The following is a 16250-nucleotide window of genomic DNA, read 5'->3' on the forward strand; positions in this document are numbered from 1 at the left end:
GTAATCTTGATATGGCTGTTGGGGTGTTGTTTGAATTCTCCGGCGCATGCGCAACTTTCAACCATTGGAAGGGAATTTTTTGTTGGTTTTATGGAAAACCACAGGGTTGTTCCCAATAGAATCGACCAGGCAACAATCATCATTTCTGCCGAAGAGGATGCCGATGGCATCATTCAGTATGTGAACAATACCATTAATTTTTCCATAAAGGCAGGTCAGCAGTTTGTTTATGAATTTCCAAGAGATGGGATGGACATCATTCACAGAAGCTCCAGGATGGTGGAAAACAAAGGTGTCTTTATCCAGTCCAATGGGAATATTTCGGTTCATGCATTCAATTTCAGAGAGCGCAGTGCTGATGGTACCGTTGTCTTGCCACTTTCTTCCATAGGAAAAGATTATTGGGTCACTGCCCATCATGAGCAGTTTGCGCAGGGATCCAACCCGGGCAGCAATCAGAATTTTGAAAGCACCTTGTTGATTTTGGCCACTGAGGATAATACCCGCGTGGAGATTTTGCTTTCGGCACAAAGCAATGATCCCATTCCTGTCCCTCCCGGTTCTACCCTTACCGTAGATCTGAAAAGGGGAGAAAGTTATCAGGTCAAGGCTGTCGGAGACCTGACAGGAACAAGGGTTAGGGTGGTTGGCTCTACAGATGGAGACTGCAAAAATATTGCAGTATTTGGTGGAAACAAGATGACATCAGTGGGCAGAGATTGTGATGACGCCACTACAGGAGATCATTTGTTTCAACAGATATACCCCACATTTTCTTGGGGTAAGGAATACATCCACATCCCATTAGCTGGAAGGACTTCGGGTGAAATGGTCAAGGTCCTGGCAGCAGAAAATAACACCAAAGTTTTTGTAAATGGGCAGGAAAGAGCGACATTAAATGCAGGAAGGTTTACCACCTTATCATTCGGAAGGGATGAGTTGGCCAATATTACTGCGGACAAACCAGTAGCAGTTACAGTTTTTGCAAAAAGTTACAGGTGTAACATTCAGGTTGGGCAAGGGGCAAGTGATGGAGACCCTACCATGATTACATTAAGTCCTAATCCCCAGCTAATAAAAAGGACGGTGTTTTCTTCTGTCAAAGTAGTGGGTATAGTGGATCATTTTGTAAATATCCTCGCCAAATCAAGTTCAGCTGGGCAGACAGTATTGGACGGTGTCAATATAGGGGGGCAATTTCAACCTGTACCTGGAAATCCGGAATATGCTTATGCAAGGGTAAAGGTCAGCGAGGGCAGCCATACCTTGAGCAACCCAGTAGGCGTAATTGGTTATGCTTACGGTTCCGGTTTTATTGAATCTTATGGGTATTCTGCCGGAGCTAGTCTCAATAACCTGAATTTTGAAACAGAGGTAGCCTATGATTTTGAAGTTTTTGGGGATAAGGTAGCCTGTTTAGGGGTTACCGGTTCCTGGACCGTGATGCCCAGGAACCCCAAATTTGAAATATTTGAATGGACTTTTGGTGATGGTACAGAAGTAAAAGAAGGCCAGACAGTCGATCATTTATTTGAAAAACCCGGTAAATATCAGGTTAAAATTGTTGCCCTAACGGGTACCCGTGCCTGTGACCAAATCGAAGAGTCCTTCTTTGAGGTGGAAGTTTTGGAATCGGATGGGGTGATTGAAGGCACTGAATCCGTGTGCCCGGATATTGATGTGGCCCTTTATGTTTTTGATAAACCAGTCAACACTAAAAAAGTAATCTGGCAGGTTGAAGGCGGGGAAATTATTCCCCAAGATGATTTTTCAGTAAGGGTGAAATGGGGCGGTTTTAACCCTGATGCCAAAATCATTGCCATACCCGTAACAGAAGAGGGTTGTCAAGGGAAGCCTATAGAATTGAAGGTACTGATCAATGAAGCCATTAACCCTGGATTGGCTAAAGGGCAAAGTCAGATTTGTTTTGAAGAAGGAGCGACTTATACCTACGAGGTAAAAGACCTGATGCCCGGAAGAAGTTATGAATGGTTTGTTGAAGGAGGTGTAATCCTATCTGATAAAAGTTCAGAAAAAATAGAAGTCAAATGGGGAGGGGTTGGAAGTACAGGAGTGATTTGGTATGAAGAATACAGTGTGGTCAATCCATCTTGTGGGGGCATCTCCCAAAAATTACTGGTTAAAATCAATCCTCCCTTGACGGCCTCAGTTTCCAACATATCGGAGTTTATCTGTCCAGGTTCTGAATTAGGAAAAATAAAAATCGAAGTTGCCGGGGGAACAGGTGTTTATTCTTTCCAATGGTCTCATGACATGGACTGGAACTTAGACCATGCAGAAGGATTGCCTGCTGGAAAATATGATGTTCTGGTAAAGGATTCCGGAGGATGTTCATTCCTTTTGGAGGCATTGGAAATCAAAGAATCTGAGCCCATGCAACTGTTGGGTCAACCAATTGTTAATTCTGCCAGATGTTTTGATAGTAAGGATGGAGAAATGTTGTTCCGGATAGGGGGAGGCTATGCGCCTTTTACTGTGAATATGGAAAATGCCCTTGTGATCGGTAATGACATACAGCTATTGGGATTGGAAAGGGGGGATTATGTGGTCACGGTTTTTGACGCCGCCGGTTGTTCTCTTGAAGTTCCCTTCACCATAGAGTCCCCACCTGCTTTGTCTGTGGATTTCGAAATTGAAAGAATAGCCTGTCCGGGACTTCCGAGCGGTATACTTACAGCCATTCCTTCGGGAGGAGTTAGGCCATATCGAATTACCTGGGAATGGGATGGATCCAATAATCCCCGGCTGATTGACATTCCTTCAGGTGCATATGCTTTGTCTGTGGCCGATGCCAATGGTTGTAGGCAAGATGCTGTCGGTCTGATGAGGGAAGGAGCACCCCAGTTACGGATGCCAACCGGCTACAAACCCATGGACGGCTTGTATATGGGCGTAAGCAATTGTGAGGTAACTTTTAAACTGTTCATTTATGACAAATGGGGGGAATTGATATATCAGGGAAATCAAGGTTGGGACGGCACATTAAAAGGAGAGGAGGTTCCCATTGGAACTTATTCTTACATGATCGAATATGTTTTTAGTATCGATGGCTCGCCCCAAACCAAACAGCAAAGGGGTGTATTTACATTAATCCGTTAAAACCCTTATGTTTGTGATTTAACAAACCAAAAATGAAAAAAATTTTAATTACTGGTGGAGCCGGATATATAGGTTCCCACACGGCTGTAGCATTGGTAGTTGCAGGTTTTGAGCCGGTTATTGTTGATAACTTTTCCAATTCGGATCATTCTGCTCTCAATGGATTGAAAAGAATCTTGGGTAAAGAATTACTTTGCTATGAGGGGGACTGTAACGACCGGGAGTTGCTGCAAAGGATTTTTAAAGAAAATCAGTTTGAGGGCGTGATCCATTTCGCAGCATACAAGGCTGTAGGTGAAAGCACACAATTTCCGTTGAAATATTACAGCAATAACCTTTTTTCGCTGATTGTCCTTTTGGAAACCATGGCAGCGTTTGGGGTCAGGGATTTGGTTTTTTCTTCGAGCTGCACGGTTTATGGTCAACCGGACGAATTACCGGTGAAAGAAAGCACGCCAAGGAAAGAAGCAGAAAGCCCCTATGGAAACACCAAGAAAATCTGTGAGGATATTTTAAGGGACTACATCAAAAGTGGTGTAAATTCCAGAATAATTTCCCTTCGTTACTTTAATCCTGTCGGTGCCCATCCCAGTGGTGAAATAGGGGAATTGCCCTTGGGAGTTCCCAATAACCTGGTTCCCTTTATTACCCAGACTGCAGCGGGTATCAGAGAAAAACTGACGGTATTTGGCAATGATTATGCTACTTCGGATGGAAGTTGTGTTAGGGACTATATACACGTAATGGACCTTGCTGATGCCCACGTTAAAGCATTGGAGTATTTATTCAAGCAAAAAGAAAATTTTTACGACTTGTTCAATGTAGGGACTGGAAAAGGGAATACAGTTTTAGAAGTAATCCAAACCTTTGAAAAAGTCAGCGGCCGGCCTTTAAATTACCAGATAGGCCCAAGGAGACCAGGTGATATTGAAAAGGTCTGGGCCAATACAGACAAGATCAATACTGTACTCGGATGGCATGCTAAATATAGTCTGGAGGACTCTCTTAGGGATTCCTGGAACTGGCAACAGAAGTTGGGGGAGAAGGAATAAACCCCATCTTCCTGTCCATGAAAACTTCCTTGATGGCTTCCAGATAATCAAAACCATGCCCCTCTGAAGGTTCAATATGGTTACCCTCTAAATATTCATTCCAGCAACAGATCATTACCGTGTTTCCGTTGCTGGATTTATATTTTTCAGAAAGGCTTCTGGCATCTTCTAATTTAGCCTTGAAAGAAGCCTTATTGCTATGAACCCGGTCTTTTTCAGGTTCGGAAGGAAATCCCGTAGGCTGTGGCCAAGTGCCACCGGCAGGTCTGTAATCCCAGCCCATAGCCACCGGAACCTGGTATTCAAAGTTGGGGTCATTTTTAAAAAACTCGCTCCATCTGTTCCAATGTGCCTGATAGGTCCTTCTCATATCAGCATAGCTTCTGTTTTGCAGCTCCATATAATTGTGGTAGATGTATGCCGTCAAACCTTCAAATCCCATCCCTTTCAGCCTGGGAACATAGTCCTGAAAAAGCATCCTATCTGTGTACCTGCCACCTCTCCAAGGTTCCCTTATACTGTTGGCCCGCCATCTGGTAGGCATCCCAAATTCCCTTTCGTTAGGCAGCATCGCCCCTGAAGTCACAGCTATGAATTTTATTCCTTTTAGCCCATTTTTTACAGCCAAAGCCTTTGAGCGGTCAAGCAATTCTTTCAGGGTAATCCCGTAAAAGGAAGCCCTTGCCTCCGTATCATGTGGAAAATAAAAATAAACTATTGGCCTTCCGTCCGCATCTTTCAGGTAATCCGTCCTTTTGAAATATTTATCTATCCAAAGTTGGGTGATTTTATCATGAACCTGTAGATAGAGCGCTTTGTCAGGCTTTTCCCCTTCGTAATTTCTTCCTGCCCTGATACTTTCCGGCGAGCCCACATCCAGCCAAAGCCTCCAGCGTTCATCACTGTCATCACACCAGTTGATGGCCCATTTCATTTGTTTATCAGGAGGAAGTTTTTCATTTTCTTTCAATAAGACGGTAAGCTGATCATTCCATTCCTCTAATCCTGGTACTGCCACCCTGCCATCTCTTTTGGGGTCAATTCTCCATCCCTCGGGATAGTATAGGGTCGATTGAGGACCGAAATACAAATGATAATAGTAATGTCTTCCAAAAAACCAGTCATAGGCAAAAAAATCAATCCCATAACTCTTCATGTATTCGAGTTGTTTTTTGGCCACATTGGGGTCATCTCTTTTATAAAACCCTCCCAAACTTGAATGGGGTTTACGGTCTAAAAATGGTCCTTCATAAGGGTATCGGTTGTTATAAATCCTACCCTTTGGACCCCAGACTGCGGTATTTTTAATACTGGCACAGTCTTCTCTCCCCATCAGGCAAGCCCAAAAACTGTCGATATCCTTATTCGGATCTGGGGAAATATTCCATGAGGGCATAAAGTAAACTCCTATCAGTTGGCCGTCTTTCGCTTCATTAGAGGCCACTCGAGCAGCTTCATCCAAAATTTCAGGTTCTGTATAAACCGGGATTTCATCCGGATTTTTCTCTTGAGAAGAGCGGCTTGAGTTTGTGTCCCCTGATGAAAGTGCTCTGATTTTTTCTTCGCATCCTCCTGGATCAATGGATAAAATGATGAATAGGGTAAGAAAAGTAGAAAAGAACTTCATAAGGCTTAAAATTTAGTCAAAAACAAACTTGTTATGAATCAAATATAAAAAAACCGTGATACAATTGCATCACGGTCTTGTTATTATTTCCGGCAAAATTTATTTTCTACCTATCGCTTTTTTGGCAGCCTTTACAATATTTTCAGCATTTAAACCATATTTTTCAAGCAATTGGGCAGGTGTGCCTGACTCTCCAAAAGAATCATTGACTCCTATATATTCCAATGGTGCTGGATAATTTCTGGCCAAAACCTGGGCAATGCTATCGCCAAGCCCACCATTGATCTGATGTTCTTCTGCTGATACTGCACAACCCGTTTTTTGAACTGAGTTTAAGATGGCTTCCTCATCCAAGGGTTTGATTGTGTGGATATTGATTACTTCTGCAGAAATGCCTTCCTCTCTCAGCATGGCCTCAGCTACGATAGCTTCCCAAACCAAATGGCCTGTGGCAAAGATGCTCACATCTTTACCTTCAATCATTTTAACCGCTTTTCCGATCTCAAATTTTTGGTCAGCTGGGGTAAATACTGGCCAGCTTGGACGTCCAAATCTCAAATAGGCCGGCCCTACATGCTCTACCAAAGCCAAAGTGGCAGCTTTGGTCTGATTGTAATCACAGGGAACTATCACCGTCATGTGGGGCAACATTTTCATCATGCCCACATCCTCTAGGATTTGATGGGTTGCACCATCTTCTCCCAGTGTCAGGCCCGCATGCGATGCACAGATTTTAACATTTTTATCTGAATAGGCCACAGACTGGCGGATCTGATCATAAACCCTACCAGTGGAGAAGTTGGCAAAGGTTCCGGTAAAAGGAATCTTTCCGCCAATGGTCATTCCCGCAGCCAATCCGATCATGTTGGCTTCAGCGATACCAACTTGAAAGAACCGTTCGGGGAATTCCTTTTGGAAGGCTCCCATTTTAAGGGAACCGATAAGGTCTGCACAAAGTCCCACTACATTCGGGTTTCTCCTTCCTGCTTCCAATAACCCGTCACCGAAACCGGAACGGGTATCTTTTTTTTCTGTATAAGTGAATTTTAAGTCCAAGGTTTTTTCCATCTTAATAGTCTCCTAATGTTTCTTCTAATTGTCCCAATGCATTTGCTAATTGCTCGTCATTTGGAGCGACTCCATGCCATTTGTGTGTGCCTACCATGAAATCTACTCCAAATCCCATTTCTGTGTAAAGGAGAATCAAGACAGGTTTACCTTTTCCGGTAAGTTTTTTTGCCTTTTCCAATCCTTCCAAGACGGCTTCCATATCGTTGCCTTTTTGTATTTCGATCACTTCCCAACCAAAGGCCTCATATTTGGCCCGTAGGTTTTTCAGATCCATAACCTTTTCCGTAGGGCCGTCTATCTGCTGCCCATTGTAATCTACAGCAGCGATCAGGTTGTCCACTTTGTAATGAGCAGCATACATGGCCGCTTCCCAAATTTGTCCTTCTTGCTGTTCGCCATCGCCCATCATGACATAAACGAGTTTATCGTCATTGTTCAATTTTTTGACCTGTGCGGCACCTATGGCTACTGAAAGACCTTGACCCAAAGAGCCAGAGGCAATCCTGATACCTGGAAGTCCTTCGTGGGTTGCAGGATGTCCCTGCAATCTGGAATTGATTTTACGGAAAGTTCCCAATTCATCTGTGCTGAAATAACCGGTCCTGGCAAGAACACTGTACCATAAGGCAGATACGTGTCCATTGGAAAGAAAGAATAAATCTTCCCCTTTACCATCCATGTTAAAGTGATTGTTGTGCTCCATTTCTTTAAAAAATAGGGCCACAAAATACTCCGTCAGGCCTAAAGCTGCGCCGGGGTGTCCTGATTGGACAGCATGCACCATCCTTAGGCAATCCCTTCTTACTTGAGAACAGATTTTTTTGAGTTGATCGATTGATTGTTTTTCCATTGGATTGGAATTATTTGAGAATTTGATTTGTGTGCGCTTTGGTATCTACTTTTTCAATGATTTCCTCCAAAATTCCCTTTTCATCAATAATAAAGGTAGTTCTCGCTGTACCCATGTGTTTTCTGCCGTACATGGATTTTTCTACCCAAGTGCCATAAGCTTTGTGCACTGTGAGGTCTTCGTCTGCAATCAGGGAAAAAGGAAGGTTTTGTTTTTCAATGAATTTTTGGTGGGATTTTTGAGAGTCTGAACTTACGCCCAGTACGACATAACCGGCTTTTTGAAGTGCTTCATAATTGTCCCTCAAGTTGCAGGCCTGGGCAGTGCATCCCGGGGTATTGTCTTTGGGGTAAAAATAGAGGACAACTTTCTTGCCTCTGAAATCACTTAACTTAACAGGATTTCCGTTTTGGTCTTTGGATTCAAAATCCGGAGCTGCTTTTCCTACTTCTAATGACATCTTTTTATTGTTTAAGGTGGATCATTTATTTAAGAGTCGTGGAATATCGGGATTCATTCCCTGCCATATCACGTACTTTCAATAAAACTTCTCCCTTGAAAGGTTGTTTATCCAACTTCTCCGACCAGATCAAATTTTGTTTGTGTTCGTAACGCATCAGGACCCATTTGCCATCAACCCAGGCCTCAAAATCCTGTATTCCTGACTTATCATCCTTGATGACAAACCGGATTTCATCGGAATTGACCCTTGTGGGCTGAATACTGGGAGGTACCCTGTCTTCATCGAGTACAAAAGTACCAAAATTTCTGGTTTTGAAACGGATGTCCTCTGATTCCCAAGTGCCACCAACGAAAGTTTTGGGTCCATTAGCTGCCTGAAAATAGACATGAGTGTATTTTGGGTCACCGGAATAGTTGGGTTTTTTCCACACTACTTCCATATTGGACTGCAAATATTCTGAAGGGCTGTTAATAGTCAGTGCATAATCTTTTTTTTCAACCCGCAAAAAAAGATCGTCTAAAAGGGTGTTTTCCCAAAATTGGATATCCAGATCCTGATTCGTAAAAAATAACTCCTCCCGGAAGGGAATTTTTTTGCTGACTTTTGGATAGATCAATTCTGTGCATACATCCAAAGAATCAGGAATCCCATAATTCATGTCCCAGAGATAGGTTCTGATTCCATCGGCAGTGTAGGCAGGAGGTAAGTCCATTTCAAATCCATTCACAAAAACTTTTGCCACCGAACCAAAGTAAGAGGGACCTGCTTCTATGACCATAACTTCCCTTTCATACCTTAAACTTGCTAGTCGCTTGGAGCCTGTGGTTTGAGTTCCCAAAAACAAAGGGGCTTCTTCTCCTTCAACCTGGAATTCCAATGTTTTGGTATTTCCAAAATAATCCTTCATCAACACCCTCAATTGTTTTTTTTCTCCGGGAAGTGCCCCTATAGCTCCAGATTTCAAAGTATCAGGTTGGTAAATTTGCATGGGGTTATTGGGGTGAAGGTAGAGCCTGGTAAATCTGTTTTGGTAGGTATGGGTCAGGAAAAATCTTCCCTTTTCGAAATCGACATGATTGATGTCAATCCGGAAGGCGGGCTTTTGGTCTTCCAACAATTCATAGACCGGCACACCAAAGATATTGCTGACATCATCCATTCTATCAATCGCATACACTTCTAAGCCTACCTTACCGCTGATTTTGACAGGTGTTTTCAATACATAGCGGTTTCCTTCCAACACCGGAGTAAATTCCTGCCTTTGAAATTTGCCGTTGACCCTTGAATCTAAATTCAACGGCCTCAAAGCTACACGGAACAATACCGGTGCGGTGTTGTCAATTATTTCCCTAAACCGAAACTGAAATGGGTCTATGGCCCTGTCCAAGGAATCACGGATTTCAAAGTGCAAGTGGGGTCCTCCCGAACTCCCGGTATTTCCTCCATTGCCGATGATTTCTCCTCTTTTTACAGGGATTAAGCCTGCATCAGGAAACAATTCAATTTCATTTTTTTCAGCCTTGTAAATTTCCTGCTTGACGTATTGGTGGATTTTGGGTGAGAAATTGCGAAGATGGGCATATACAGAGGATTGACCATTGGGGTGTTTGATGTAGACTACATTGCCGTAACCATAAGTGGACAGCTTGACGCGGTACACATAGCCATCCGCAATCGATAAGATGGGTTCCCCATCTACACCTCCGATTTTAACATCTATTCCGGAATGGAAATGATTGGGTCTGATTTCTGAGAAATTACCGGCAAGCAAATTCCTCTGTCCCGGTTTTACCGGAAAGAGGTAATCCTGAGCTGCCAAAGAAAATGGAATAAGAAGAAATAGCAGAAATAGCTTATTTGACTTCAAAATCAAGCAGTTTTTTATCCCCAATAAAGCCTACCAAACGGTCCCCAATGTTGACTTTCCCTACACCAGCAGGTGTCCCTGTGAAAATCAGATCTCCTTTCTTTAAGGTAAAAAACTTGGACACATATTCAATGATGGTTCCGAAATCAAATAACATCATAGCAGTATTTCCCTTTTGTCTCAGTTCACCATTGATCAAGAGATGGAAATCAATGTCCTTAAGGTCTTTAAATTCAGCTACAGGCAGAAAATCCCCGACAGGAGCGGATCCATTAAATGCTTTGGCAATTTCCCAGGGCAAGCCTTTGGATTTGCACTTCTCCTGGAGGTCTCTTGCTGTAAAATCAATCCCTAAACCTATTTCGTCAAAATACCTTTGGGCAAACTGCTTTTGGATATATTTACCTTCCTTGCATACCTTGAGCACCAGTTCCACCTCATGGTGGATATTTTGAGAAAAATCCGGGTGATAAAAAGGAGCGCCGTTCTTCAATACTGCTGTATCTGGTTTTAAGAAAACCACAGGTTCACTGGGGCGTTCATTTTTCAGTTCTTCAATATGTTCGGCGTAGTTCCTACCTATGGCTATAATTTTCATAATTCCTGAGATCTATTTTTGGCACAAAGAAAATCAATTTTTATTGGTTTTCCTTCCAGACTTCTTTTTCATTATCCACCAATTCCTTGCCCCAAATCGGCAGTTCTTTTTTGATTCTTTCCACCAATTCTTCACAGCTGTCGATGGCCGCCTTACGGTGTTTGGAGGAGGTAAATACAAAGAGGCAGATTTCCCCCACTTTTACTTCTCCCAAACTGTGGTATATATGCATACAAGTGAGCGGATACTTTGCAAAAATGGATTCCCTGATTTCAAAGGCTTTTTCCAAAGCCATTTCTTCATAGGCAGTGTAATCAATGGCCCTTACTTTTCCACCTTCTTTTTCATCGGCCCTGACCTGACCCAGGAATATGCTATGGCCTCCAATGTCGGTTTTGCTGCTGTGGTTGGCGATGGATTGGGCTATTTTCTCAGGTGAGATAGGCCCTTCGACAAAGATGTTTTTTGGTTTACGTTGCTTTTCCATGGGATTTAATTGAGTGGTGATTCAGGAGATTCAATACCCCCAAGAATTGAATAAACGTTTTTTCCGGAAAGTTTCTTTTTCATTTCCCTTGCCATTCTAAGGCTCCGGATACCCGTTTGACAAAACAGAAAAATAGTTTCAGCTTTTTCAATTTCAGGAGAAATATCATAGGAATTAGAAAAGGGAAGATTCAAATATTTGTATCCCCTAAGTTGTGGGGTCTCATGAGGCTCCCTGACATCAATCAGGATGTTTTTAGGATTGATCTCCAGTCCCCGCAAGGCATCCCTCCACCTTACACCTTCTTCTGCATCACAAAAGAGCGCATAATCCCGCGAAGCAAGTTCGTCCAGGTTTTTGGGCAAAAAACTGGTTGATTTTTCAATTTTAGTCAATTCGACCTGATAAATCTGATGGTTCAAGAGATTATAATAGAGCATTTTATTGACAAGGGTATCCCCAAATCCTGTCAGAAATTTGATGGTCTCCGCAGCCTGTATGGTTCCGATGATACCCGGAAGAACGCCCAATACACCCGTCTCACTGCAATTGGGGATTTCGTTCTCTTTAGGAGGTTCGGGATAAAGGTCCCTGTAATTGACTGCTCCATCAAAAGCATTGAAAATAGCCACTTGTCCTTCGTTTTGGTAAATAGCTGCAAAAACCAAAGGTTTTCCCAATAAGACACAGGCGTCATTGACCAGGTACCTGGTGCTGAAATTATCAGAACCGTCCACAATGATATCGTATTGACTGATAAAAGTTGCGGCATTCGAAGGGCTTAGAAATTCAGGGATATATTGAATCTGAATATCGTTGTATTTGGATTTTAGGTAGTGGGAGGACGCTAGGGCTTTATTGATCCCGATTTCTGCTTCGCCATAAATCACTTGCCTGTTGAGATTGCTCTCAGCCACCGTATCCCCATCCATGATCCCAATACGTCCCAGTCCGGCAGCAGCCAGGTAGAGAATGGCAGGGCATCCCAATCCACCAGCCCCAATGACCAAAACGCTGGAATTTTGGAGTTTCTTTTGGGCTTCCTGTCCAAAGCCCGGTAAAATGGTCTGTCTGGAAAACCTGTTCATATCAACCTCCTGAAAATGGTGGCAATAAAGCTATCTCTGCTCCATTTGGGATGGGACTGTCACCCGATACTTGTTTTCTATTTACAGCAATGCCGAATTTGGTGTCTTTTAATGCGGGATATTGTTGAAATAAATAGCCTTTCAATACATCTGTACTTGGAATCCCCTCTAATTCTATTTCATTGCTTTGTATCTTTTCCGCTATCATTCCAAAAGCCAAAACCTTGAATTTATGTCGCTCTATACTCATAATCCATTTAATATTTAGGATTGCTCATCCTGTTTTGAACGGTATTCAATTTTATCAACCTCCGATTTTTATCATACTTCGGTTTACAATTTTTTCAGCCTCAGTTTTTTGGAATTCCGGTGTAAACTGGCCTCCCAGCATGGCATGTTTTCTCTGAACAGAAAGCTTGATCAGCGGCAAAATGTCTTTGCCCTGCCTCAATGTTCCCAATAGATCCATTTCTTCTTTACCAAACAGACAGTTTTTCATTTTTCCATCAGCCGTGATCCTCAGTCTGTTACAGTCCCCGCAAAAGTGTTCACTCATGGTAGTAATAAAAGCAAAGGTCCCCCTATGACCTGGGATATGGTATTTCTTGGCTGTGGCATGGGGTTCATCATGGAGCTTGGTCACTTCAAATTTTGTTTGCACCATTTCCAACATCTGCCTGGCTGTAATTACTTTATCTACTTTCCAGTGATTGCCGGAAAAGGGCATGAATTCAATAAAACGTACATGGAGAGGGTAGTCCTTTGTCAAAGCTACAAAATCAAGAATCTCGTTTTCTATGATGCCATTGAGTGCGACAGCATTGATTTTGATTCTAAACCCCTCCCTAAGCAGTAGCAGGATATTGTTCCAAACCTGTTCCAGTTGGTCTCTTTTGGTTAATTTGAAAAAAGTTTCTCTGTTCAGGGAGTCTAAACTGACATTGAGGGAGCGCATACCAGCCGCTTTCATGGCTTCGATATGCTTGTGCACCAGGATGCCATTGGTAGTCATGGTCAGTTCTACCGGGTATTTAGATAAGCTTTTCAGGATATCAGGAAACTCCTTTCTTACCAAAGGCTCACCACCGGTCAGCCTGATTTTCTTGATGCCCTGCTCAACAAAAATCCCGGCTATTTGATCAATCTCTGCTGTAGACATCAGGTGGGAGTGGGGGAGAACCTCGATTTCCTCATTGGGCATGCAGTAGGCACAACGGAAGTTACAACTGTCGGTAAGTGAGATTCTGAGGTAGTCGTGTATCCTATTGTGTTGGTCTTTCAGCATGCTTTTGATTCAATTTGTAATCCAAGTTCGCAAAAATCCGGCAAAATCAACAGGATTCCTGAACAGTGGCGGGAATTACAAATAAAAGGATTTTTTGACTTTTAAAGTTTCGATTTTCAAAGGGAATTTTTAAAAAAAGCCCTCTGTCTTTAATTTTTGAGCAGAGGGCTTTGATGTTGTTAGTTTTCACAAGTTATTACTTTGTTTGCGGCTTTTCCCGCTGTATTTCCAGCATATCCACAGGGGGAGGGGTGTTGTCACCCAAGAGGTGCTGCACAAAATAATCTCCCATTCTCCAGAAGAAGTATTCGGTCATATCCCCAAAACCATGTCTTTGGCTAGGCAGAATGATGAAGTCAAAGCGCTTGTTGGCTCTGATCAAGGCATTGGCCATCCGGATGGTATTGGCTGGATGTACATTGTTATCCACGTCCCCTGTTACCAAAAGTAACCTTCCTTTGAGATTTTTGGCTATATCTGGATTCTTTTCAATTTGGTAAATGAAGGTGGTATCTCCTTTAGGGGTGATGACTTCTTTTACACCATGGTGCTTCTCTGACCACCAGCGGTTGTAGATGTTGTTCTCATGATTGCCTGCCGAAGATACAGCCACCTTAAAGAAATCAGGGTAGACCAACATGGCAGCCGTAGACATAAATCCACCGCCGGAATGTCCATGGATTCCTACCCTGGATTTATCAATAAAGGAATGCCTATCGGCCAATTGCTCCACGGTGGCCTTTTTGTCTGCCAGACCGTAATCTCTTAAGTTGCCATAACCATAATTATGGTACCATTTTGAACGGGCAGGATGACCGCCTCTGTTGCCTATGGTCACGACCACGAAACCGAACTGTGCCAGGCGGTCAATCCTGTCCATGGCCCTGCCAAAGGATTTGTTCACGGCTTCGGTCTGGGGGCCGGGATAGACATACTGAATGATCGGATATTTCTTGGTGCTATCAAAATCAAAGGGCAAGTACATGACACCATAAAGATCAGTGATGCCATCATCTGCTTTGACTTTATAGGTTTGCGGGAACTTGTATCCGGCAGCAAAAAGGGAACTTAAATCTGCGGTTTCCAAGTCCATCACTTTCCTTCCCATATTGTCAAATAGAGCAGAGGCAGGAACGGTATTGACCCTGCTGAAATTATTTACAAAGAAGGTAGCTTTGTCGTTAAGGGAAACTTCATGGTTGTAGTCCCCTGGATTGAGCAATGTGATGGGGCCACCGTTCAAACTTACTTTATACAAATGGAGGTAATAAGGATCTTCTCCTTTTTCCTTTCCATTGGCCGTGAAATATAAGATCCTGGCCCTTTCATCAACCCTCTCTATACTTTCTGTGTGGAAAGGTCCAGAGGTTAACTGTCTTTTGAGTTGGCCATTGGTTCCGTACAGGTAGAAATGTCCCCAGCCATCTCTTTCTGACCAGTGAATCATTTCAGCACCATTATTGATGATTTCCGGTTTTTGGATGTCGATGTAAGTGTTGCTTCTTTCTTCTACGATTACCTCTTTCTTTCCTTCTTTGATATTCCAGCGACAGATATCTATACGCTTTAAATCCCTGGATGTGATGGAAAAGTAGAAGAAGTTATTATCCCCCAACCATTTTACCGGTTTGAAGTCATCATCTCTATTGGATGCAGGAATGCTTTCTGACCATAGGCCAATGGTCTGGTCTTTGAAAGTGGCCACATCCAATTTGGTTAGGTTTTTGGAATCAAAGGAATAGTGATAAAGCTCAGCAATGGGCTGCTCTTTTTCTCCAGGCATGGCATACTTATAGGTTTCCAAAGTTGGCCGGGGGTCTCTGGTATTATGGATCACCCAAAGGTCTTTTACCTTTCTGGAATCCGAGCGTGTAAGGACAAACTGTTTGGAATCTGAAGACCAAAGTATATTGGCCCTTTTCCTTTTGTCTTTGTTTTTTTCCTCTTCTTCATTGTCTTCCCCACGGCCCCCGCTTCCGTAGGAGTAGTCTTTTTCCCCATCTGTTGTCAACTGATATTCAACGATGGTGCTGTCCTTTTCATCCTTTACGGCTTTGAGGAAGTTAGCCTTATCCATCCAATAGAGGTTGTCATTTTTGGCAAATACCACCTTGGAAGAGTCGGGAGAGATATTGGCCCATGATAACCTTTTGGCTTCCTCCTCAGGATCCTTGATTTCTGTGAGTACCTGGGTGTTGATGTTGTAGCGAAATACAAAAGTTTTCTTTTCCAGGGAATCCTTGGCATTCCTGTTTTTGGCTTTTATTTCTTCCCAGTCTTTTTTGATGACATCTTGGGTACTTTTCACCTTAAACTCGATGGTGTTTTCATCTTCCAGAAATTTCAGGTTGGAAATATCCAGATGTTGTCCATCAAAAGGATCCCTTACCACTTTGGTGATTTCAGCAGCCAAGCGGTCATTGTCAAATAGCTTTGATTTGGTCTTGGTCGCAGGATTGACGATGTACCAGTTTTTACCTTCAGTGGTTTCGTATTCATACCAAAAACGGTCTGATTTTTTCAACCAATGGGCATCCACTGAGGTGCTGAAAATCATCTTTTTAAGTTTCTCGGGAGAAAAACGCGCAGCGAGTTCGTAATTTCCTTTGGTTGGGACTTCCTGGGCAACTAGACTTCCCAAGCTGAACCAGCAAATAAATAAGAGGTAAAGTTTCTTCATGTCTCATTATAATATTGGCCTCGAAACTATCATTTTGATCCTTTAAAGGGCAACCGTCTGTG

The 16250-nt window shown here is 42.9% G+C and carries 13 protein-coding genes; 2 read left to right on the top strand and 11 right to left on the bottom strand.

Annotated elements, in window-relative coordinates:
• The first annotated feature begins 90 nt into the window (after window positions 1–90).
• Window positions 91–3120, top strand: coding sequence for a PKD domain-containing protein (locus tag BC751_RS14285; protein WP_242617485.1), 3030 nt, complete (start codon window positions 91–93; stop codon window positions 3118–3120).
• A 32-nt stretch (window positions 3121–3152) separates the two neighbouring features.
• Entirely contained in the window at window positions 3153–4172 is a 1020-nt protein-coding gene (gene galE / locus BC751_RS14290; protein WP_130276212.1) for a UDP-glucose 4-epimerase GalE, read from the top strand.
• Here the strand turns inward: galE and BC751_RS14295 are convergent.
• The 11 genes from BC751_RS14295 to BC751_RS14345 all read right to left on the bottom strand — a co-directional run bounded on the left by BC751_RS14295 (window position 4126) and on the right by BC751_RS14345 (window position 16188).
• Window positions 4126–5799 carry a glycoside hydrolase family 99-like domain-containing protein gene (locus BC751_RS14295; protein ID WP_130276214.1) on the bottom strand — a complete coding sequence of 558 codons (1674 nt, stop codon included), beginning with the start codon at window positions 5797–5799 and terminating at the stop codon, window positions 4126–4128. The two genes, galE and BC751_RS14295, sit on opposite strands and share 47 nt — an antisense overlap.
• A gap of 99 nt (window positions 5800–5898) precedes the next feature.
• Window positions 5899–6867 carry a transketolase family protein gene (locus BC751_RS14300; RefSeq protein WP_130276216.1) on the bottom strand — a complete coding sequence of 323 codons (969 nt, stop codon included), beginning with the start codon at window positions 6865–6867 and terminating at the stop codon, window positions 5899–5901.
• A 1-nt stretch (window position 6868) separates the two neighbouring features.
• Window positions 6869–7720, bottom strand: a complete 852-nt coding sequence (locus BC751_RS14305; RefSeq protein WP_130276218.1) for a transketolase — start codon at window positions 7718–7720, stop codon at window positions 6869–6871.
• 10 nt (window positions 7721–7730) lie between these two features.
• Window positions 7731–8180: a thioredoxin-dependent thiol peroxidase gene (gene bcp, locus BC751_RS14310; protein ID WP_130276220.1), complete on the bottom strand. Its 450-nt coding sequence runs from the start codon at window positions 8178–8180 to the stop codon at window positions 7731–7733.
• A 25-nt stretch (window positions 8181–8205) separates the two neighbouring features.
• On the bottom strand, window positions 8206–10050 hold the full coding sequence (locus BC751_RS14315; RefSeq protein ID WP_130276222.1) for a M23 family metallopeptidase: 1845 nt from the start codon (window positions 10048–10050) through the stop codon (window positions 8206–8208).
• Window positions 10037–10648 (bottom strand): fumarylacetoacetate hydrolase family protein, encoded by a 612-nt coding sequence (locus tag BC751_RS14320; RefSeq protein WP_130276224.1) that lies wholly within the window; start codon window positions 10646–10648, stop codon window positions 10037–10039. Before BC751_RS14320 ends, BC751_RS14315 begins: the two co-directional genes overlap by 14 nt.
• Window positions 10649–10688: 40 nt before the next feature.
• Window positions 10689–11135: a molybdenum cofactor biosynthesis protein MoaE gene (locus BC751_RS14325; protein WP_130276226.1), complete on the bottom strand. Its 447-nt coding sequence runs from the start codon at window positions 11133–11135 to the stop codon at window positions 10689–10691.
• Window positions 11136–11140: 5 nt separating this feature from the next.
• Entirely contained in the window at window positions 11141–12223 is a 1083-nt protein-coding gene (locus BC751_RS14330) for a HesA/MoeB/ThiF family protein (RefSeq protein WP_130276228.1), read from the bottom strand.
• 1 nt (window position 12224) lies between these two features.
• Entirely contained in the window at window positions 12225–12473 is a 249-nt protein-coding gene (locus tag BC751_RS14335) for a MoaD/ThiS family protein (RefSeq protein ID WP_130276230.1), read from the bottom strand.
• 54 nt (window positions 12474–12527) lie between these two features.
• The gene (moaA, locus tag BC751_RS14340) at window positions 12528–13508 is read right to left on the bottom strand and encodes a GTP 3',8-cyclase MoaA (protein ID WP_130276232.1); all 981 of its coding nucleotides are present in this window, start codon (window positions 13506–13508) and stop codon (window positions 12528–12530) included.
• 196 nt (window positions 13509–13704) lie between these two features.
• A complete protein-coding gene (locus tag BC751_RS14345) occupies window positions 13705–16188 on the bottom strand; it encodes a S9 family peptidase (RefSeq protein ID WP_130276234.1) in 2484 nt (827 codons plus the stop codon).
• Window positions 16189–16250: the final 62 nt, after the last annotated feature.

It is taken from the genome of Cecembia calidifontis (assembly GCF_004216715.1).
Lineage (GTDB): Bacteria > Bacteroidota > Bacteroidia > Cytophagales > Cyclobacteriaceae > Cecembia_A > Cecembia_A calidifontis.